This window comes from Micromonospora sp. NPDC051543 (assembly GCF_044454415.1).
GTDB lineage: Bacteria > Actinomycetota > Actinomycetes > Mycobacteriales > Micromonosporaceae > Micromonospora.
Genome location: NZ_JBITDT010000012.1, coordinates 160,214 through 180,805, shown reverse-complemented (window position 1 = coordinate 180,805; position 20,592 = coordinate 160,214). Strand labels below are relative to the sequence as shown.

The following is a 20,592-nucleotide window of genomic DNA, read 5'->3' as shown; positions in this document are numbered from 1 at the left end:
GCCGGCCCCGGGAAACCAGCGGACCCGACGGTCCGGCCGAGCGAGTACGGAGATGAGACCGTGACCGAGACCAGCATCCCCCGCGCCGACCAGTCCCTGGACGAGGAGGAGACCGCGACGCTCGAGGTGGACGTCGACGACACCGAGGCCGCCGACGACGCCGAGGCCCCGGCCGGTGGTCGTGAGAAGAAGAGCGCGGGCGAGAGCGACCTGTTCCGGCAGAGCGAGATCGCGGCCGACTACGTCGAGGGACTGCTCGACATCCTCGACTACGACGGCGACATCGACGAGTTGGTGGCCGGCGGCCGTCCCGTCGTCGAGGTGGTCGGCTCCCGGCTGCAGAACCTGGTCGGCCAGCGTGGCGCCACCCTGGATGCGCTCCAGGAGCTGACCCGGCTCGCCGTCTTCCGGCAGACCGGTACGCCGAGCCGCCTGCTGCTCGACGTCGGCGGCTACCGGGCGAACCGTCGCAAGGAACTCGCCGCCGTTGCCAAGAACGCCGTCGAGAAGGTCAAGGAGTACGGCGAGCCCGTGCGCCTGGAGGCGATGAACGCGTTCGAGCGCAAGTGCGTCCACGACGTGGTCAACGCGATGGCCGGCGTGGCGAGCGAGTCGGAGGGCGTCGAGCCCAACCGTCGCATCGTCGTACGGCCGGCGGACTGACTCCGTTGACCCACGACGACACCGCGGCTGATGCCGCGACCGGCCCGGGCGGTACGCCGTCCGGGCCGTCGGCTGTCCGGGGCGACAGCCCGGAGGGGTACGACGCGACCAACGGGAATCCGCCGTCGCCGGCCGATGTCGCGTTGCCGCCCGAACTGGCTCCGGCCGCGCTGACCCTCTTCGGTGACCGGCTCGACATCGCCGCCGCGTACGCCGAACTGCTGGCCACCGACGGCGTGGTCCGCGGTCTGATCGGTCCACGCGAGGCGCCCCGGATCTGGGACCGTCACCTCCTCAACTGTGCCGCCGTGGTCGAGCGCATCCCGAGCGACGCGAACGTGCTCGACGTGGGCTCCGGTGCCGGGCTGCCCGGTCTGGTGTTGGCCATCGCGCGTCCCGACCTGACGGTCACGCTGATCGAGCCGCTCGCGCGGCGCACGTCGTTCCTCATCGAGGTCGTCGAGCGGCTCGGCCTGACCCGCTCGGTGCGGGTGTTCCGTGGCCGCGCCGACGAGGCCGCCAGCGGGTCGAGCGGCCGGGACCCGATCATCGGTGACGTGGTGACCGCCCGCGCCGTCGCTCCGTTGGACCGACTGGCCGCCTGGTGCCTGCCGCTCGCCGTACGCGGTGGACGACTGCTGGCCCTCAAGGGATCGTCCGCAGCGGCCGAGATCGAGGAGCACGCCACGGTCGTGGAGCGGCTCGGCGGCGGGGAGGCGGCCGTGCACCTCTGCGGCGTGGGCGTCATCGACCCGCCCACCACCGTGGTGGAGATCGTGCGGGAGCGGATGGTCGGTCCGGCCCGACCGGCGGCCAGCAAGCGCTCGCGCGGCGGGCGGGCTCACCGCCGCTGACCAGCGCGCCATCGGGCGTCCGGTCGACGGTTTGCCTCGTTGTATCGGTACGGATGGACGAGGGAATGAGAACCCGACGTGGACCGGCCACGCCCGTCCGCCGTAGGCTGGCCGCGCGTCGATAATGTGGAGCGGCCGACGGACGTCGCGGACTCCGACCGCTCCCGAGGGGCCGTACGCTCCGGGGTGCGAGAGCGGGTGTGGCCAAGTTGACCGGGGCGCGGACCGACCATCCGAAGCGGGCAGGGATGACAGGTGCATGACGACGGCAGGTACGACGATCCACGCGTGACCGGGTCAACCAGCGACCCTGTTTCACGTGAAACCGACTACCCGAGCTGGTCCCCCGGCGTCGCCGGAGCATCCGTTCCGGTGGACGACGATGTGTTCACCGCACCGGACGAGGCAGTGACTCCGATCGTCGGGACGGAGCCGACGACCGGTCGGCGGGCGGCCGACGGACCGAGTCGACCTGCCAATGCCGCCGATGTGCGGCAGACGCCCGGTCGGCGGAACAGAGCTGCGGCGGTGCGCTTCGAGTCCGCCGTGCCCCACCAGCCCACCGCCGCAGCGGCGCGCGACGCCGCACCGCTGGTTCCCGACGTACCGGTCGCGTCGGCCGAGTCGTTGGCGGCGGTCGCGGCTGACCCCACGTACGTTTCACGTGAAACCCCGACGCGCGAAGAGGATGACCCACCGTTGGCTATGGAGGCGATGCGCGCCGTGCAGATCCTGAATCCCAGTGGCGAGGTGACCATGCCTCGACCGGATCGGACCCGGGTCATGTGCGTCGCCAACCAGAAGGGCGGCGTGGGTAAGACCACGACCACGGTCAACCTCGCGGTGGCGCTCGCCCTGCACGGCAACCGGGTGCTCGTGGTCGATCTGGACCCCCAGGGCAACGCGTCGACCGGCCTGAACGTGCCCCACCACACCGGCATCCCGGACGTGTACGACTGCCTGATCAACAGCGTGCCGCTGGCCGAGGTGGCGCAGGCGGTCGAGGGAATCCCCAACCTGTGGTGCGTACCGGCCACGATCGACCTCGCCGGGGCGGAGATCGAGTTGGTGTCCGTGGTGGCCCGCGAGTCGCGGCTCGACCGTGCCATCGCCGCCTACCCGGGCCAGTTCGACTACGTCTTCATCGACTGCCCGCCGTCGCTCGGCCTGCTCACGGTCAACGCGCTGGTCGCCGCGCAGGAGGTGCTGATCCCGATCCAGTGCGAGTACTACGCGCTGGAAGGCCTCAACCAGTTGATCAACAACATCAACCTGGTGCGGCAACACCTCAACCCGAAGCTCGACGTCTCCACGATCCTGCTCACGATGTACGACCGTCGTACCCGCCTCGCGGACGCGGTCGAGCAGGACGTGCGGAACCACTTCGGCGACAAGGTGCTCCAGGCGGTCATCCCCCGCAACGTGCGGGTGTCGGAGGCACCCAGCTACGGCCAGTCGGTCATGACCTACGATCCCGGTTCGCGGGGCGCCACGAGTTACTTCGAGGCCGCCCAGGAGATCGCCGAGCGGGGCGTCAAGGAGCCGGTGGGCCGGAATGCGTAGTGGGGACGAGTCGCTGGGAGGCGTGGCATGAAGAACCGCCCTCGGGGCGGTCTGGGGCGGGGCCTGGGGGCTCTCATCCCGACCGGGCCAGTGCCGGGTGCCGCCGGCACCGTGACTGCCGAGCCGGAGAACGGGAGCGTCGACGCTGACGAGGGCGTGCCCCCCACTGCCGTTCACACGGCCCCGGTAGGCGCCGTCGCCCATCAACCGGAGCCCGAGCTCAGCCCCGTGCCGGGCGCTCGGTTCGCGGAGATTCCGGTCGACGCGATCATGCCGAACCCGAAGCAGCCGCGCCAGGTCTTCGACGAGGAGGCGTTGGAGGAGCTGAAGACCTCCATCCGGGAGGTCGGCTTCCTGCAGCCGATCGTCGTGCGCCAGCTCGACGACGAGAAGTACGAGCTGGTGATGGGCGAGCGTCGTTGGCGCGCCGCCCAGGCGGTGGGACGGGACAACATCCCGGCCATCGTCCGGGACACCCGCGACGACGCCATGCTCCGGGACGCGCTGCTGGAGAACATCCACCGGGCCAACCTGAACCCGCTGGAGGAGGCCGCCGCATACCAGCAGCTGCTGGAGGAGTTCGGCGCGACCCACGAGGAGCTGGCCCGTCGGATCGGCCGCAGCCGCCCGCAGATCTCCAACACGATCCGGCTCCTCAACCTGCCGGCCCAGGTGCAGCGCCGGGTTGCCGCCGGCATCCTCTCCGCCGGCCATGCCCGCGCTCTGCTCAGCCTCGACGACTCGGAGGCTCAGGATCAGCTGGCGTTGCGGATCGTCGCCGAAGGGCTGTCGGTACGGGCGACCGAGGAGATCGTGGCTCTGACGCTGAACGACGGTCCGGCGAAGGGACAGGCCGCCAAGCGGCGACCGAAGCCCCACGCACCCGCCCTGTCGGATCTCGCCGACCGCCTGTCGGACCGCTTCGACACGCGGGTGAAGGTCGACATCGGTCGTAGCAAGGGCAAGATCACCATCGAGTTCGCCACCGTGGATGATCTGGAACGGATCGTCGGCATCATCGGCGTGCAGGAGGAGGGGTCGCAGGACTGACGTCCGCGACCTTCCGTCGAGGGCCGCGCCTCCCCAGGGAGGCGCGGCCCTCGCGCGTGCGGCCCTCGCGCGTGCGGCCCTCGCGCGTGCGGCCCTCGCGCGTGCGGCCCTCGCGCGTGCGGCCCTCGCGCGTGCGGCCCCGTTTCACGTGAGACCGACGCCCGGAGCGGTCGCCCGGTCTCGACTCGGCTTCGCCGAGGTGTCAGCCGGACGCGTCCGCCCGCTACGGCCCGCGAGGGCGTCCCAGGCGGTCGGGTGAGCCCGGGAGTGCCCCCCGGCGCCCTGAGGGCGGTAGCGACCTTCTCAGGCGGCGCGCGGGCCACTGCTCATCGCGCCTGAGTTCCCAGCGTCCGGCCCCTCGTGGGGGTCACGGCGTTTCACGTGAAACGGCCCTCGGTGGGCGAGGCACCCACACTCCCGGTGACGCCGGGAGTGTGGAGCCGAAGTGCGACCGGCGCGACGCGCGGGCAACGATCGACGGGGCGAAAAGTTATCCACACCGGTTTTCCACAGGCACCCCCCGTTTCACGTGAAACGCCGCGTGAAAGCGGGTGACAGCCTGTGGATGACCGCGTGTAAGAGCGGCCTCGGCAGCCTGTGGATATCGACTCGTCGGGCAACGACGGCGGGCCCCGGCGATCGACGACGGACGCTGATCGTGGCGGTTGGAACCGGTCGATCAGGTAGGGACAGCGGTGCCAGACTCGGTTAGGGTCAGCGTCGTGCGCGACACCCCTCCCTCAGTCCCGGACTTCACCCAGTGGCCCTCGTTTCCCTTCGAGGGCGAGCTGCGGGTGAAGCAGCTCGAAGAACCGGTCCCGGTCGAACCGCCCCGCAAGGGCGAGGGTCTCCGGGAATGCACCGCCTGCAACGCACCCGACGATGCCTACATCTGGGTGGGAGAGCGGTGGCGGGTCCGTGCCATGGACCGGCCGACCGGCCTGCCGATGGTGCTCATCCTCGAATCGCGGAGCCACCTGGACCTGGGTGATCTGCCGAACCTGCTCGCCGCCGAGCTGGGGGTGATGACGGTACGTCTCGAGCGGGCCATCCGGTCGCTGGACGGCGTGGCGCGGGTGCACGTGAACCGGTGGGGCGACGGCTCCGCCCACCTGCACATGTGGTTCCTCGCCCGGCCGTACGGTCGGCTCCAACTACGGGGAACCTTCCTGTCCCTGTGGGACTCGATCCTGCCGCCGATCTCCGAGGAGCAGTGGCGGGAGAATCTGGCGCTCGTCGCCGCCTGGCTCGCCGAGTTCGGTGGCCGCCCATTGGCCGAACCGCCCCGCATCCAGTGGCAGGCCCCGTCGAGTCTGCTGGCCCAGTCCGCGGCGGCGGCCGCGCATGCCGCAGCCGCTCAGGATGAAGCCGTGTCTGTCATCGAGGCGGCCGAGGAGATCCCCGAGCCAGTCGAGGACGCAGACGGCAACGCCGATGGCGACCGCGGTTCCGAGTCGCCGGCTGCGGCGGAGGGCCAGTCTGTGGACAGCGACGACCCGGTAACGGCCTTCGCTGACGACGCCGACGGGTCGACAGCCGCCACAGCGTCCGAGCCGAAGTCGCCCGTCAGCCCGGTACTCGATGCCCCTGCGGTCGAATCGGTCGCCGATGGCACGGCGATCTCGGAGCCGGAACGCGACGCCGAGGATCCGGCACCGGAGACTCCGGTCGTCCCAGCTCAGCGGAGGACCCCCACCGACGACGCCAGCGACGGCGGAGCCACCCCGCCCGGCGTGAGCGCACCTCGCTGATCACCGGTTGCGCGTGGGGGTGGGCGGACGACAGTCCGGATGTCGAGCCACCCCCACGCCCGCTGCGACGGGCGTGGGCAATGCCGAGTGCGGACCAACGCTCGGAAATGCCCTCGTGCACCGAGCCCTGAGAAGAGCACCGAGGCTCGGATCCGGCTCGGAGCCGGACAAACCCGAGCCGCCGCCGCCAAGTTGGGTCTCTCACGCTGGACACTCAGCCGCCTCTCGACACCGCGCCTCGCTGACCGTCGCGGCCGGACGGCGACGCTTGACTACAGCGTCAGGCGCGCGGATCGCGGAGATCCGAATGGCTTCGGTAGTGCCGGAGGTGAACTCGCGACGCCCATGTCGGGACTGCCTGCCTAATCTGCGTGGACCGCAGCCTTGCTGCCGATGCCGAGCGCACGGGTGAGCCTCACCATGGTTCGGGCGAGTCGGGAAGGCATGGAATCTGGGGCGGGGATGGTGATCGGTCGCACGCGGCCGTTGTGCAGCGCGGTGAACCGCCATCCCTCGGGCGTGCGGATCGCAACGAGAGTCTGGCGGGACAGGCGCCTCTTCGGTAGTTGGGAACGCCACGGCATCTGGACCGAGGCGGTGCCATGGACGATGGCGATGTCGGGGCTGAGGTAGCGAATAGACTCGATGTCGCCGACGAGTGCCGAGTCGGCGAGCACGCCCCGGAAGAGCTGGTCGTGGGCGCGTTGCATCTGCTCTCGCCCGCTGGCGCGGGTGCCGTCGTACGAGACGTAGTCGGAGTCTTCGGTGAAGCAGGCTGCGTAGGCGACAGCGTCGTTGTCCGTCCAGGCCTGCTTGAGGCGGTGAAAGAGAGCTGTGATCTCGTGGTCTTCGGTAGCCATGGCTGCACCCCTCTAGTATTATTCGATGGTCGAACCTTACGATAGCAGGAGTCTTCGAGTGTCGAAACATGAACTGGTCGGCTTGGTGGCTGCCGAACTTCGGCTGCTGCAGCAGAGCTTCGACGCTTTCGACGAGGCCGCCGCCGCCACCCTCAAGCTCAACCGAACGGACCTGCGAGCGTTGGACCTGCTTTTGGCCGGCGAGGGTTGCCTGTCGGCTGGCGAACTCAGCCAGGCCCTGAAACTCAGCCCGGCCGCCACAACCACTGTCATGGACCGACTCGAACGCACCGGATTCGCGAACCGGATCTCCGACCCGAACAACAGACGACGCGTCCTCGTTGCCGCGACCGACGCGGCTCGCGCCGCTGAGCGAGACATATACGCACCGGTCGGTGTCGCCGGAGCGAAAGCGCTTGCCGAGTACAGCCTCGATCAGCTCGCCACGATCCTTCACTTCCTGCAGACTGCCCGCCACGTGCAGGAGGACCAGGCGACGCGGATCAGCCGACACGAACCCGACGATCTCTGACGCTGCTCACCGGTTGCTGTGTGGAGCGCCCTCGGCCGCTGCGAACGCCGCCAGCAGCCGGTACCGCTCCGGCTCTCCACCAGGTGCCGGCTCACCTACCCCGTGCGCGATCGCGGACCAGGTCCACGGGCGTGCAGGGTGTCACGAGGGGTGCCCGATCGGTCAGGTCAGGACGCGTGGCGGGCGGCGGCCCGGGTGACCAGTGAGCCGAGCAGGCGGCCGAAGTCCAGGCCGGCCGCCTGGACGGCCAGCGGCAGCAGCGAGGTCTCCGTCATGCCGGGCGAGACGTTGACCTCCAGCACGTGCGGACGGCCCTCAGCGTCCACGATCACGTCGACCCGGGAGAGGTCCCGCAGACCGAGCGCGGTATGCGCGGCAAGCGCCACGTCGGCCACCGAGGCGGCCACCTCCGGCTCCAACCGGGCGGGAGCGTGCCAGGTGGTGCGGCCGGCGGTGTAGCGGGCGGCGTAGTCGTACACGCCGTTGCGCGGCACGATCTCCACCGGTGGCAGAGCCTGCGGACCGTCTCCCAGGTCGATCACGGAGACCGCCACGTCGATCCCGGGCACGTACCGCTCGACGAGGGCCGTCGAGTCGTACGCGAAGCAACCGACCATCGCGGCCGGGAGGGACGCGGCGTCCCGGACCACGGCGGCGCCCAGACCGGAGCCGCCCTGAGCCGGCTTGACCATCAACGGCAGGCCGAGCCGGTCGGCGATGCGGTCCAGCACGGCGACCGCCCCGAGTTCGGAGAAGCGGTCGTGCGGCAGGGCCACCCAGTCGGGGGTGGGGATGCCGGCTTCGCGGAGCACCGCCTTCGCGGAGGGCTTGTCCCAGGCGAGCCGGGAGGACCGGGCGTCACAGCCGACGTACGGGATGCCGCACAGGTCCAGCACTCCTCGCAGCGAGCCGTCCTCGCCGGTCGCGCCGTGCAGGGCGATCACGACGGCGTCCGGCGGATCGGCGGTGAGCGACGGCAGGAGGGCCACGTCGGCATCCCGCAGTTCGGCGTCGACGCCGACGGCGCGCAGGGCGTCGAGCACGCGCCGACCGGAGCGCAACGACACGTCCCGCTCGTAGGAGAGTCCGCCCGCGAGGACCAGCACTCGCAGGTCGGCCGCGACGGCGGAATCGGTCACGGAGAAGCGCTCGGCAGCGGTCGTACCCATGCCGGCATCATGCCAAGTCGGGACCCGGCACGTCGGAGCCGGGCCGGCCGCGACGGCCGGCGACACCGCCCACGGCGCCGAAGACGCGCCGCGTCGCGAGTTCCTGCTCCATGACGCCCGCCAACCGGCGTACGCCCTCACGGATGCGCTCCGGGGGCGGGAAGCTGAAGTTCAGCCGCATCGCGCCGGTGCCCGTGCCGTCGGCGTAGAAGCCGGTGCCGGGCACGTAGGCGACCCGGGCGGCGATGGCGCGCGGCATCATGGCCTTGGAGTCCAGGCCCTCCGGCAGGGTGGCCCAGACGAAGAGCCCGCCGGCCGGGGTGGTCCAGCTGGTGCCCTCGGGCATCAGATCGGCCAACGCGTCGAGCAGGGCGTCGCGGCGTTCCCGGTAGACCTCGCGGTAGACCTTGAGCTGCTGGCGCCACGGCATCGTGCTCAGGTAGGTGGAGACGGCGGTCTGGGCGTAGACGCTGGGGCAGAGGATCTGTGCCTCGCTGGCGATGACCATCTTGTCGCGGACCGCGTGCGGCGCCAGGATCCATCCCACCCGCAGGCCGGGGGCGAACGTCTTGGAGAAGGTGCTGATGTAGAAGACGCCGTCGCGGCGCCGGGCCCGCAGCGGCGCCGGGGCCTCACCCTCGAAACCCAGCTGGCCGTACGGGTCGTCCTCGACCACGAGCAGGCCGGCACGCTCGCAGATGTCGAGTACGCGCTCGCGGCGTTCCTCGCTGAGTGTCACGCCCGCCGGGTTCTGGTAGGTGGGGATCGTGTAGAGGAACTTGACGCGTCGGCCAGCCCGGGCGAGGTCGGCGATGGCCGTCTCCAACGCCTCGGGAATCAGCCCGTCGGCGTCCATCGGCACGTGCACCACCTGGGCCTGGGCGGCCTGGAACACCCCGAGCGCGCCCACGTAGGTCGGGCCCTCGGCGAGCACCACGTCGCCGGGGTCGAGGAAGAGCCGGGCGACCAGGTCGAGCGCCTGCTGACCTCCCACCGTGACCACCACGTCCTCCGGGGAGGCGCCGCACGCGGCGTCGATGCCGGAGAGGGCCATCACCTCGCAGATCCGCTCGCGCAGCTCCAGGGTGCCCTGGCCGATGCCGTACTGGAGGGTGGTGACCCCGTGCTCGGAGCCGAGCCTGCCCAGCATCTCGCCGACCGCGTCGAGCGGCAGCGCGGCGATGTACGGGGCGCCGCCGGCGAGCGACACGACCTCCGGTCGACTGGCCACCGCGAAGAGTGCTCGGATCTCGGATACGGTCATCCCGCGCACGCGCCGGGCATACCGGTCGGTGTAGTCGTCGAGTGTCGTGCCGGTCATGACCTCACCTCGATCACTGCTCGGGTGGCTACCGCCCCGGGTACCCCGCCTGCTCGTGTCCATGGCGGCGGCACACCGATTGTCGATCCTAGTCCGCCGAGCCCTGGTTGCCGCCCTGCCGGAACGGATCGACCACATGGCGGACCCCCGGCCGGGGGTGGGGGATCTGCGCGTCCCCTCCCGTACGGTCGATCGGCGGCGTACGATCGCTCGTCGGGGGCAGGAAGGCGGCGCTGTCGTTCCGTGCCGGTCTCACCACCGAGCCTATTGTGGGGATGCGCCATATGTCGCGACGTCTGGTCAGCCTGACCCTCGACACGCTGGAGGATCTTCCGCGCCCCTGCCGTCAGTGCGTCTACTGGGAGCTTGATCCGGTCTCCGCGGACCGGGCGTGCGCCGCCGGTGACCCGGGCCTGGAGAAGGAGGCGTGGGTCTCCCAGACCCTGCTGGAGTGGGGGTCCTGCGGCAAGCTCGCGTACGTCGACGGCATGCCGGCGGGCTTCGTGATGTACGCGCCACCCGCCTACGTTCCCCGCTCGATGGCGTTTCCGACGTCGCCGGTCTCGGCCGACGCCGCGCTGTTGATGACCGCCAACGTGGTCGCCGCGTTCGCCGGGGGCGGGTTGGGCCGGATGTTGGTGCAGGGCGTCGCACGGGACCTGACGAAGCGGGGCATCAAGGCGATCGAGGCGTTCGGCGACGCCAAGTTCGGTGACGCCGACGATCCGGCCGGCGGTTGCGTGGCACCGGCCGACTTCTTCCTCTCCGTCGGCTTCAAGACGGTGCGTCCGCATCCCCGCTTTCCCCGGTTGCGCCTTGAACTGCGTACGGCGCTGAGCTGGAAGTCCGACGTCGAGTACGCGCTGGAGAAGCTGCTCGGCTCGATGAGCCCGGAGACGCTGCTCCGGCCGGTCCGGCCCGCCCCGGCCACCCGCTCCACCGGCGGCTGAGCGGGATCAGTCGACCACGGTGCCGGCGGCCACGACCGCACGCAGTTCGCTGACGTCGAGCGAGCCGGTCGGCACGTCCCGCTCGATCGGGTAGTACATCCGCTGGACGGCGGCCACGATCGCCTCCACCACACGGTCGCGGAAGCGGGGGTCGACGAGCCGGGCGCGGTCCACGGGCGAGGTGAGGTAGCCGACCTCGACCCGGACCGCCGGCATCCTCGTCAGTCGCAGCAGGTCCCACGCCTTGGCGTGCGTACGGCAGTCCCGCAGCCCGGTCCGCGCCACGATCTCCCGCTGCACCAGACCCGCCAACCGTTCACCGGTCGCCGAGGTCACCCCGTTGTCGGTGCCGTAGTGGTAGGTCGCCACCCCCTCCGCGTCCGGGTTGGCGTGCCCGTCGAGGTGCAGGGAGATGAACACGTCGGCGCCGAGCGAATTGGCCAGCAACGCCCGGTCGGTGTCCGGCAGGCACGCGTCGGGCGCGGGGCCCCGGGTGAGCTGAACCCGGACGCCGGACGCCGCGAGTCGTCCCTCCAGCCGGCTCGCCAGGTCGTGCACGAGGTCGGCCTCCGTCCAGCGCAGCGGGCCGTCCGGCACCACCATCCCGGGGTCGGTGCCGCCGTGGCCGGGGTCGATGACCACCGTCTTACCGACCAGCGCCGGCCCGGACTGGCGGATCGCGTCGGACTCGCGCAACCACTGGGGGCGACCGCCGACGACCTTGCGACCGATCCGGCGCAGCGCGTCCATCGTGTGCGGGCCGCAGGAGCCATCGGGTGTGAGACCCACCTCGCGCTGGAACTGGGCCACGGCCCGGGACGTCCGGATGCCGTAGATGGCGTCGGCGCGGCCGACGTCGTACCCCATCTCCAGCAGCCGTTCCTGCAGCGACCGGACATCCTCGCCGGTGAGCGGGTCGGGGACCGCGTGGTAGAGGGTGCGGGCACCGAGCCGCCAACGTGCGGCCTCCAGCGCGCCCCAGGTCTCCGAGCCGACCCGGCCGTCCACGCTGAGCCCCCGCGACTGCTGGAACGCGCGGACCGCGCGCTCGGTGTCCAGGTCGAACTCGTCGCTGTGCGGGCCGGCGGCGGCGAGCAGGTCGAGGCCGGTGAGGATGGTACGGATCTCCGTGACCGCAGGTCCCCGGTCTCCGGGTCGGATCGGACGCACGCACGACCCCCTCTGCACGAGTCTGGCTGGCCGGGCGGCGGCCCTGAGCTTGAGGCTATGCGTTCCGGACCGGCGACGGGCTCGGGCCGGGAAAAACACCGAACCCCGCACCCGACGAGCGGGTACGGGGTGCGGTGGTGTTCGTGCTGATCAGAGGGCCGACTCGATGAGCCGGACCAGCTCGCCCTTCGGCTTGGCGCCAGCGATCGACTGCACGGGCTGGCCGTTCTTGAAGACGGTGAGGGTCGGCACCGACATGACCCGGTACGCCCGGGCGGTCTCCGGGTTCTCGTCGATGTTGAGCTTCACGATGGTGACCTGGTCGCCCATCTCGCCCGCGATCTCCTCGAGCAGCGGCGACACCTTACGGCACGGCCCGCACCACTCGGCCCAGAAGTCCACCAGCACCGGCTTGTCGGCCTGCAGCACGTCGGCGACGAAACTCGCGTCCGTGACCGCCTTGGTATTTCCCACTATTGCCCTCCTCCGGGATGTGTTTCCTGTTTCAGCTGAGCGTCGCGATGAACCGCTCGGCGTCGAGCGCGGCGGCACAGCCGGTGCCGGCCGCGGTGATCGCCTGGCGGTAGGTGTGGTCGACCACGTCACCGGCGGCGAAGACGCCGGGCACGCTCGTCCGGGTGCTGGGGGCCTCGACCTTCACGTAGCCCTCGTCGTCCAGCTCGACCTGGCCCTGGAAGAGCTCACTGCGGGGGTCGTGGCCGATGGCCACGAACACGCCGGTCACGTCCAGCACCTTGGTCTCGCCGCTGTGCACGTTGCGGACCCGTACGCCGGTGACCTTGCCGTCAGCGCCCAGGACCTCTTCGACGGTGCTGTTCCACTCGACCTTGATCTTCTCGTTGCTCAGCGCCCGGTCGGCCATGATCTTGCTGGCCCGGAAGGAGTCGCGTCGGTGGATGATGGTCACCGAGTCGGCGAAACGCGTGAGGAAGCTGGCCTCCTCCATCGCCGAGTCACCACCGCCGACGACGACGATGTGCTGGTTGCGGAAGAAGAAGCCGTCACAGGTGGCACAGGACGAGACACCGTGGCCCAGGTACTCCTGCTCGCCGGGCACGCCCAGCGGACGCCAGGCCGAACCGGTGGAGAGGATCACGGCGCGGGCCCGGTAGGCGGTCTCGCCGACCCACACGGTGCTCGTCGCGCCCGAGCCGGCGTCGCCGGTGTCGACCAGCTCGACCCGCGTCACGTCGTCGGTCAGGAATTCGGCGCCGAACCGCTCGGCCTGCTTGCGCATGTTGTCCATCAGCTCGGGGCCGAGGATGCCGTCGGCGAAGCCGGGGAAGTTCTCCACCTCGGTCGTGGTCATCAGCGCGCCGCCGGACTGGCTGCCCTCGATGATCAGCGGCTTCAGGTTGGCGCGCGCCGCGTAGACCGCCGCCGTGTAACCGGCCGGGCCGGAGCCGATGATGATCAGGTTGCGGACCTCGTCCACTGCCGTCTCCCGAGTTGTGTGTTCGGCGTCGGCGCGCGCACCGATGCTGATCCGAGTGCCGACGCCTGGGGGGTGCCGGCAGCTGACTTCCAGAACGTCATCGTACGAAGCGGGGATTCCCGAACCGGGCAACCGGTGGGTCAGGTCACGTGGACGCTCATCGTGCTGCGGATTCACCCTACCCGCGCCGAATAACGGCTGTCCGAGCCGGACCCGGGTACGCCGCACTCGGCGCCGCTCACCCAGGCCCAGCGCGATCCGGTCGCGTCGGTGAACCGGATGACGAGCGCCTGCTCGCCCTGGAACCGCGCGTAGTCGATCATTTCGACGGCGAGTGGACCCGAGCCGTGCTCCGCCGCCACGGACGACAGGCAGGTGCTCAACGCGGCCTCGCCGGTCAGTCGGGCGAGCTGGTCCGACCCGTTGGAGGCGGGCCGCCGGTCTACTCCACCGTCCGCTCCGGGCTGCTCACCGGGGCCACTGCCGCTCGATCCCAGCAACGGGGACGACGGGCTCGGCGTGCCGCCCAGGGTCTGCGGGGTGTAGTCGACACCGCTGTGCAGGGCCGGACCGGAGGTGCGGACCGTCCCGCCGGCGGCGAGGTCACCGGGCGCGTTGACCGGACGCTCCATGGCACCGCTGTCCGCGACGTTGGTCGAGAGGTGACTGAGCCCCAGACCGACCGCGACGACGGCGGCCGCGGCGACGGCCACCGGGGCGGCGTTGCGGACCCAGCGACGCCGCCGACGACCCGGGCCGGTGGGGCCGCGCCCCGACTCGGCGGGGAACGAGGAGGCGGGCCGACGTCCACCCTGCGCCGGCACGGTCACCGGCGTGGGGTCGGCCGGCGGGGTGTCCGCCGCCACCAGCGCGGCGGCGATTCGTTCGGCGACGGCGGACGGCAGCTCCGGCGCGGGCTCGGACCACCGGGTCAGGTCGCTGCGTACCTGCGTCACCGCGGATGCCAGCAGCGCGTACGCCTCGGTCCAGGCCGGGTCCGTGGCGACCAGCCGGGCGATCTGGGCCTGCTGCGGTGTGCCGTCCAACGCTCCGCCGAGGTAGTCAGCGAGCAGGTCGGCGTCGACCTCCCTGAACTCCTCGGCCGTCACGTCTCCTCCTGATTGGCGTCCTGCCGGATGCGAACCGACCCCGATCCGACGCCCTCGGCCGTACGTGGGTTCCCCGTCGTGACGTCGGGCACGTCCGGGTCGACCCGTCCGGGGCGCGTCGGCGTCGACCGGAGGTGCCCGAGCAGCACCGCCAGCCGGGCCCGGCCCCGGGCGCACCGGCTCTTCACCGTTCCCTCGGCGACTCCGAGAATGCGGGCCACCTCGGCCACCGGGTAGCCCTGCACATCCACCAGTACCAGCGCGGCCCGCTGCTCGATCGGGAGCGCGGCGAGCGCCGCGCGGACGACGAGCGCGGTGTCGTGGTCCTGCACGGGCGCGGCCGGCTCGACACCGCCGGTGCCCGACCCGTCGGTCCGGTTGCCGTCGGGCAGCGGCACCGTGGGGTGCGCCTGCCGGCGTCGGATGCGGTCCAGGCAGGCGTTCACCACGATCCGGTGCAGCCACGTGGTGACGGCGGAGTCACCACGGAAGCGGGCCGCCGCGCGGTGTGCCGACAGCAGGGCGTCCTGGAGCGCGTCGGCGGCCTCCTCACGGTCGCCGAGCGTCCGCAGGGCCACCGCCCAGAGCCGATCGCGGTGCCGGTGGAACAGGGCCGCGAAGGCGTCCCGGTCGCCGGCGACGTGGGCGCGCAGCAGCTCCAGATCCGTTGCCGCGTCGCGCCCGTCCATCACCGCGTCCGGCTGATGCGGTGCCCGGGGCGTGCCGCGCGGCTCACGAACCCTGGACCGTGATCTCCTGCACTCCGAGCTTGAAGCCGCCGTCGTCGCCGTTGGGCGGCAACTCGGTGAACCAGAGCAGCAGGTAACGGTACTTCTGGTCGGCGTCGAACCCGTTGAAGGTCATCGTGGTGCCGTCGTGCTCCTTGAGGACACCGATCTCCGTCTTGTAGTTCGACACCATCGACTTGTCGCCGTTGGAGGTCGACGGGTAGGTCGTCGTGCCGGCGAGCAGCTTCGCGGTGGCGCCTCGACCAGAGAGCACAGCCTGCAGCGACTTCACCGTGTGCGGCGAACCCAGGTCGAGCCAGACACCCATGCCGGACTTCAGGTTGCCGTACGTGGCGTTCGGGTAGCGGTCGGTCTCCCAACCCTTGTCGTTGTCGCCATCGGTCATCTTCTTGGCGCCGTCGAGCTCGTCCCGCGGGGCGCTGTCCGGGTCGATGATGCGGATGTCCTGCACCTTGAGATTGCGCACCGTGGCGGCGGCCGGGGTGGCCTCGCCGGCCGGAGCGCTGGCACTCGGCGTCGCCCCGGCGGTCTCCTGCGGGTCCTTCTCGTCGCCGCCGAGCGCGCTGATGCCGATGAGCAGGCCGACCAGCGCGACCGCCAGCAGACCGGCGATGCCGATAGCGACCTTGCGGCCTCCGGCGGCGGCCAGCGGGGACGGCTCCTCCCCGGTCTCGGCGGTGAACCGCAGCGGCCCGCCGTTGTCGAGGTAGTGCTCCTCCTCGGCCGGCACGTCCAGCCGGGCCAACTCGGCCGCCAGCACGTCGGACGACGGCGGCGCGATGTCGGCGTCGAGCAGGTCCATCGTCAGGTCGTCCAGGTACGCGGGCACACCGGCCCGCACCTGGCGGGGCGCCGCGAGGGCGCCGGCAGCGTCCCGGACGGCGTCCGGGATGGCGGCCCGCCCGTGACCGGCGGTGGCCCCACGCAGCGGCGCCTCGGCGTGCGGCCAGTGACCGGTCAGCGCGAAGTAGAGGACCCCGCCGACCGCCCGGATGTCGCTCTCCTGGCTGTCGTCGCCGTCGGTGCGGGCGTCGGCCAGGACCACACGGCCGTCGTCGCTGATCATGACGGTGCCGGGGTGGACGTTGCCGTGCACCATGCCCGTGGCGTGCACCGCGGCCAGCGCACTGGCGACGGCGTTGCCGACAGCGGTGGCGCGAGCCGGGTCCAGCGGGCCATCGGCGGCCAGATCGCGCAGCGACTGCCCGTCCACCCACTCGCGGACCACGTACGCCCGCTCGGCCTCGTCGATGGCGTCGTACACGCCGACGAGGTTGGGGTGGATGACCCGGCTGGCCGCGACGGCCGCCTGAAGCATCTCGGTGGCGGAGTCGCCACCCGGGTAGCGCAGCACCACCGCGACAGGGCGGCGCAGGATGACGTCGACCCCGCGCCAGACCAGCCGACCCGCGCTGTCGTTGTTGATGTGCTCGACCAGCTCGTAACGCTCGGCGAGGATCTCACCGGCCGTGGGAGCACCGAAGGTCATGATCGGAGGAGCGCTCTCGTCCGCCTCCTGACCCTCGCCGACCTGGGTCACCCGTCCTCCCTCGGTGATCGTGTCGATCGATGGACCCGTACTGCTGGGCATGTGGCTTCCCGCTCTGCCGTTGAAGGAACCGGCCAACCGGTGTCGGCGCCTGCCGTACCCGTCGAGAGCGACCTTACCCGGGTTGCCCGTCTCCCCGACATGTCATCTTCTTGCCGTACCCGGCGGGGTGCCGGGGATCGGGGAAGTCGTCCGGTTACGACCGTTGTCAGCCACGTTGCTGGCACATGTACTAGCTAATCTACGGCTTCACCGCAAGTGACCGACGTCGGGGCCGGGCCGGGCGTGCCGCCCTCGTCCACCAGCCGGTTCCCCGCCGATTGGCCGCCCACGCTCAGCCGTACGGCTGGTTATCCACAGGCTGATCCGGCGGCTGACCGGTGAATCGCGGAGTTATCCACAGGGACATCCCCAGGCTGGTGATCCATGGTCACGTTCCGTGTGGCCGCGATTGTGGGTGCGGCTCAACGACCGAGACGACGGCGGATCATCCCGACAACCTCGGTGATCTCTCCGATCCGCAGCGCCATGGCGAGCCCGAGGTAGGTCCCGCCGATCACGGCGCCACCGATCACGAGCTGGACGATCGCCTCGAGGCGGCTCGGCGTGTCGTCACCGGGCAACAGCTTGATCACCAGGAGACCGACGAGCGCCGAGCCGAGCGCCGCCACCGCGACCCGCCCACCGGTCCGCATGATTCCGCCGAGGCCGATCCGGCCGACGCGCGGCCGGAGCAGCCACGCGGAGCCGATCGCGGCAGCCAGGTAGGAGACCGCATTGCCGATCATCATGCCGGCTCCGGCGAAGCTCGCCGAGAAGGCCACGAAGAGCACCACCTGTACGCCGATCCGGAGCGCCACCACCGGGATGTTGATCAGTGCCGGGGTGCGGGTGTCCGGCAGGGCATAGAAGGCGAAGGTGAAGAGCTGGCTCACCGCGAACGGGACCAGCGCCAGTGCGGCGGCGAGCAGGACGACGGACGTGGCGGTGGCATTGTCCTCGTTGAACGCGCCGAACCGGAACAGCGTGAACGCGATGGGGGTGGCGAGGACGGCGTAGCAGACCGCGATCGGCGCGAGCACCGCCGTGACCGTACGGGTGCCCCGCGACAGGTCGGCGGCGACGTCGGCGTACCGGCCGTCGGCGGCGGCGGCGCTCATCCGGGGCATCAGCGCGGTGATGATCGAGACGGCGATGATGCCGTGCGCGGTCATCAGCAGCAGGAAGACGTTGTTGTAGATCAGGGGACCGGCGGCGTTCTCCTTACCGGCCCGGTTCAGCAGGTTGAACAGCACGATGAGGCCGACCTGGCTCACCGCGACGTAGCAGATCATCCAGGCCCCGAGCCGGCCCAGCTCGCGCAGACCGAGCGCGCGGAAGTCGAAGCGGGCCTTCCAGCGGAAGCCGACCTTACGCAACGCCGGCAGCAGGCCCGCCGCCTGGACGGCGACACCGAGCAGGGTGCCACCGCCGATCAGGAGGATCCGCCCGGTCGTCATCTCCTCCGGACGAACGATCTCCGCACCGAAGATCGCGATGTAGAGACCTGCCGTGCCGATCACCACGAGGTTGTTCAGGATCGGCGCCCACATCGGGGCGGCGAAGTGGCCCCGCGTGTTGAGCACCGCGCTGATCAGCGCGCTCAGCCCGGAGAAGAAGATCATCGGCAACATGAGGCGGGCCAGCCCGGTGACCAACTGCGAATAGTCGCCGTTCGACGGGCCGCTGCCGTAGAGCCAGGTGAGCGTCGAGGCGAAGGCGACCGCCAGCAGCGCCGCGACGCCGAGGGCGAGCACCGCCAGGGTGAGTAGTCGCTGGGCGTACGCCTGGCCGCCATCGACGTCGACCTTGCGACGGCGTACCAGCACCGGGATCAGCACGCTGGTGAGCACCCCGCCGAGCAGGAACTCGTAGACCATGCCGGGCAGGATCTGCGCGGTGGTGTACGCGTCACCGACCAGCGCGCCACCGAGCGCCGCGGCGATGACGAGGTTGCGCAGGAAGCCCGTACCCCGGCTGACCAGGCTTCCGATCGCCATCACCGCGCTGTTGGTCGCCGCGCTCGCCTCGCCCACCTGCTCCTGCGGCGGGGCGGTCGACTCCATGGCCGGCTGGTTCAGCGGCTCCGCGGAGATGAAGGTGGCACCGTCGGAGGGGCGGATGTTGGCTCCCCCCGCACCACCGTCCTGCGCGGCGTTCGCGCTGCGGTAGAGCCCGCCGCTCATCTCCAGCCTCCCAGGGGTACGTCGAGCCGGGCACCGACCCGCACGTCACAGACCTTAGTCAACCCCCACCCGTTACCCGCGCCCGGCGGATCGGATCACACCCCGGCCCGATAGGCTGGCGATCCCATGTCCGAAGCCTCCGCTCCCCACGCCGCCGACCGCCGCGACCTCACCGCCGCGCAGCGCAACGCCGTCGCCGAACTGCTCCGGGTCTCCCCGGTCGCCGACGAGCTGGGCCGCCGTTTCGTCCGTGCCGGTCACGAGCTACACCTGGTGGGCGGTTCGGTACGCGACGCGCTGCTCGGCCGACTCGGCGACGACCTCGACTTCTGCACCGACGCCCACCCCGACGAGACGCTGCGGATCGTCAAGGGCTGGGCCGAGTCGATCTGGGAGACCGGCCGTGAGTTCGGCACCATCGGGCTCCAGCGCGACGGCCTCCGGCTGGAGGTCACCACCTTCCGCGCCGAGTCGTACGACCAGGTCAGCCGCAACCCGGTGGTGGTGTACGGCACCAGCCTCGACGAGGACCTGAAGCGGCGCGACTTCACCATCAACGCGATGGCGGTCAGCCTGCCGGACCACCGCTTCACCGATCCGCACGGCGGGCTGGACGACCTCGCGGCCAAGGTCATCCGTACTCCCAGCACCCCGCGGGAGTCCTTCGGCGACGACCCGCTGCGCATGCTGCGGGCCGCCCGGTTCGCCGCCCAACTGCGCTTCGCCGTTCACCCGGACGTGCGCGTCGCGATGACCGAGATGGCCGCCGACCTGGACCGGATCACCGCCGAGCGGATCCGTGACGAGTTCACCAAGCTGCTCTGCGGCGCGGACCCGATCACCGGGCTGCGTCTGCTGGTCGACACCGGTCTGGCCGAACGGTTCCTGCCGGAGCTGACCGGGCTGAAGTTGGAGATCGACGAGCACGCCCAGCACAAGGACGTCTACGAGCACACGCTGACGGTCGTCGAGAACGCGGTCTCCTACGAGGAGGAGGGCTGCGACTTCGTCCTGCGGATGGCCGCCCTCATGCACGACGCGGGCAAGCCGGCCACGAAGGCCGTCGGGTCCGACGGTCGGGTCAGTTTCCACCACCACGAGGTGGTGGGCGCTCGCCTGACGAAGGCCCGGATGAAGGCGATGCGGTACCCCAAGGAGATCACCGCGAAGGTGACCGCGCTGGTCGCGCTGCACCTGCGCTTCTACGGGTACGGTCGGGGCGAGTGGACCGACTCGGCGGTGCGCCGGTACGTCGCCGACGCCGGTGACCTGCTGCCCCGGCTGCACAAGCTGACCCGCTCGGACTGCACGACCCGCAACCGCCGTAAGGCGGCCCAGCTCGCCGCCGACTACGACGCGCTGGAGGAGCGGATCGCCCGGATCGCCGCCGATGAGGATCTGGCCCGGGTACGCCCCGACCTCGACGGCAACGCGATCATGGAGCTGCTCGGCGTACCTCCGGGGCCGATCGTCGGGCGGGCCTGGAAGCACCTCAAGGAACAGCGTCTGGAGCACGGCCCCCTGGACCGCGACGCCGCCGAGGCGGAGCTGCTCCGCTGGGCCCGCGCCGAAGGCCTGATCCCCTAACCCCGCCCCAACCCCGCGCCCCTGCCCCGCGCGC

General features: G+C 71.1%; 18 protein-coding genes. 8 read left to right on the top strand and 10 right to left on the bottom strand.

The genetic code is table 11. The features are described 5' to 3' along the window. The first annotated feature begins 60 nt into the window (after positions 1-60). The 5 genes from ACIA3K_RS22825 (at position 61) to ACIA3K_RS22805 (ending at position 5,881) form a co-directional block, all read left to right on the top strand. Positions 61-663, top strand: coding sequence for a protein jag (locus tag ACIA3K_RS22825; protein ID WP_396803530.1), 603 nt, complete (start codon positions 61-63; stop codon positions 661-663). A 155-nt stretch (positions 664-818) separates the two neighbouring features. Then, on the top strand, positions 819-1,517 hold the full coding sequence (gene rsmG, locus ACIA3K_RS22820) for a 16S rRNA (guanine(527)-N(7))-methyltransferase RsmG (RefSeq protein WP_396803684.1): 699 nt from the start codon (positions 819-821) through the stop codon (positions 1,515-1,517). Positions 1,518-2,045: 528 nt separating this feature from the next. Further along, on the top strand, positions 2,046-3,080 hold the full coding sequence (locus ACIA3K_RS22815) for a ParA family protein (RefSeq protein ID WP_396803528.1): 1,035 nt from the start codon (positions 2,046-2,048) through the stop codon (positions 3,078-3,080). Between the two features lie 27 nt (positions 3,081-3,107). Further along, positions 3,108-4,130: a ParB/RepB/Spo0J family partition protein gene (locus ACIA3K_RS22810; protein WP_396803526.1), complete on the top strand. Its 1,023-nt coding sequence runs from the start codon at positions 3,108-3,110 to the stop codon at positions 4,128-4,130. A 722-nt stretch (positions 4,131-4,852) separates the two neighbouring features. Next, positions 4,853-5,881, top strand: coding sequence for a hypothetical protein (locus ACIA3K_RS22805; RefSeq protein ID WP_396803524.1), 1,029 nt, complete (start codon positions 4,853-4,855; stop codon positions 5,879-5,881). Positions 5,882-6,243: 362 nt separating this feature from the next. Here the strand turns inward: ACIA3K_RS22805 and ACIA3K_RS22800 are convergent, their stop codons facing one another. Continuing rightward, positions 6,244-6,741, bottom strand: a complete 498-nt coding sequence (locus ACIA3K_RS22800; protein ID WP_396803522.1) for an SgcJ/EcaC family oxidoreductase — start codon at positions 6,739-6,741, stop codon at positions 6,244-6,246. A 58-nt stretch (positions 6,742-6,799) separates the two neighbouring features. Between ACIA3K_RS22800 and ACIA3K_RS22795 the strand changes: the two genes are divergently transcribed. Next, complete coding sequence (locus ACIA3K_RS22795) at positions 6,800-7,273, top strand: MarR family transcriptional regulator (protein WP_396803520.1); 474 nt, start codon at positions 6,800-6,802, stop codon at positions 7,271-7,273. A 167-nt stretch (positions 7,274-7,440) separates the two neighbouring features. On the opposite strand, the gene ACIA3K_RS22790 is transcribed toward ACIA3K_RS22795, so the two are convergent. Together ACIA3K_RS22790 and ACIA3K_RS22785 are read right to left on the bottom strand one after the other, a co-directional pair. Then, complete coding sequence (locus ACIA3K_RS22790) at positions 7,441-8,442, bottom strand: D-alanine--D-alanine ligase (RefSeq protein ID WP_396803519.1); 1,002 nt, start codon at positions 8,440-8,442, stop codon at positions 7,441-7,443. Positions 8,443-8,449: 7 nt separating this feature from the next. Next, positions 8,450-9,763 (bottom strand): PLP-dependent aminotransferase family protein, encoded by a 1,314-nt coding sequence (locus tag ACIA3K_RS22785; protein ID WP_396803517.1) that lies wholly within the window; start codon positions 9,761-9,763, stop codon positions 8,450-8,452. 284 nt (positions 9,764-10,047) lie between these two features. On the opposite strand from ACIA3K_RS22785, the gene ACIA3K_RS22780 reads away from it, so the two are divergent. Next, positions 10,048-10,713, top strand: coding sequence for a GNAT family N-acetyltransferase (locus ACIA3K_RS22780; RefSeq protein WP_074315552.1), 666 nt, complete (start codon positions 10,048-10,050; stop codon positions 10,711-10,713). Between the two features lie 6 nt (positions 10,714-10,719). Here ACIA3K_RS22780 and ACIA3K_RS22775 read toward each other — a convergent pair whose 3' ends face one another. From ACIA3K_RS22775 to murJ, 7 genes are all read right to left on the bottom strand, one after another. Next, positions 10,720-11,883: an N-acetylmuramoyl-L-alanine amidase gene (locus tag ACIA3K_RS22775; RefSeq protein ID WP_396803516.1), complete on the bottom strand. Its 1,164-nt coding sequence runs from the start codon at positions 11,881-11,883 to the stop codon at positions 10,720-10,722. Positions 11,884-12,033: 150 nt separating this feature from the next. Continuing rightward, positions 12,034-12,357, bottom strand: coding sequence for a thioredoxin (gene trxA, locus ACIA3K_RS22770; RefSeq protein ID WP_007453873.1), 324 nt, complete (start codon positions 12,355-12,357; stop codon positions 12,034-12,036). A 31-nt stretch (positions 12,358-12,388) separates the two neighbouring features. Beyond that, positions 12,389-13,339 (bottom strand): thioredoxin-disulfide reductase, encoded by a 951-nt coding sequence (gene trxB, locus ACIA3K_RS22765; protein ID WP_396803514.1) that lies wholly within the window; start codon positions 13,337-13,339, stop codon positions 12,389-12,391. Between the two features lie 173 nt (positions 13,340-13,512). After that, positions 13,513-14,448 (bottom strand): hypothetical protein, encoded by a 936-nt coding sequence (locus ACIA3K_RS22760; RefSeq protein WP_396803513.1) that lies wholly within the window; start codon positions 14,446-14,448, stop codon positions 13,513-13,515. After that, positions 14,445-15,137 (bottom strand): RNA polymerase sigma factor SigM, encoded by a 693-nt coding sequence (gene sigM, locus ACIA3K_RS22755; RefSeq protein WP_396803511.1) that lies wholly within the window; start codon positions 15,135-15,137, stop codon positions 14,445-14,447. The genes ACIA3K_RS22760 and sigM overlap by 4 nt, the downstream gene beginning before the upstream one ends. A gap of 43 nt (positions 15,138-15,180) precedes the next feature. Beyond that, complete coding sequence (locus ACIA3K_RS22750) at positions 15,181-16,788, bottom strand: protein kinase family protein (protein WP_396803510.1); 1,608 nt, start codon at positions 16,786-16,788, stop codon at positions 15,181-15,183. 422 nt (positions 16,789-17,210) lie between these two features. After that, positions 17,211-18,971: a murein biosynthesis integral membrane protein MurJ gene (murJ, locus tag ACIA3K_RS22745; RefSeq protein ID WP_396803509.1), complete on the bottom strand. Its 1,761-nt coding sequence runs from the start codon at positions 18,969-18,971 to the stop codon at positions 17,211-17,213. A gap of 126 nt (positions 18,972-19,097) precedes the next feature. Here murJ and ACIA3K_RS22740 point away from each other — a divergent pair, with 126 nt between their 5' ends. Then, positions 19,098-20,558 (top strand): CCA tRNA nucleotidyltransferase, encoded by a 1,461-nt coding sequence (locus tag ACIA3K_RS22740; RefSeq protein ID WP_396803507.1) that lies wholly within the window; start codon positions 19,098-19,100, stop codon positions 20,556-20,558. Positions 20,559-20,592: the final 34 nt, after the last annotated feature.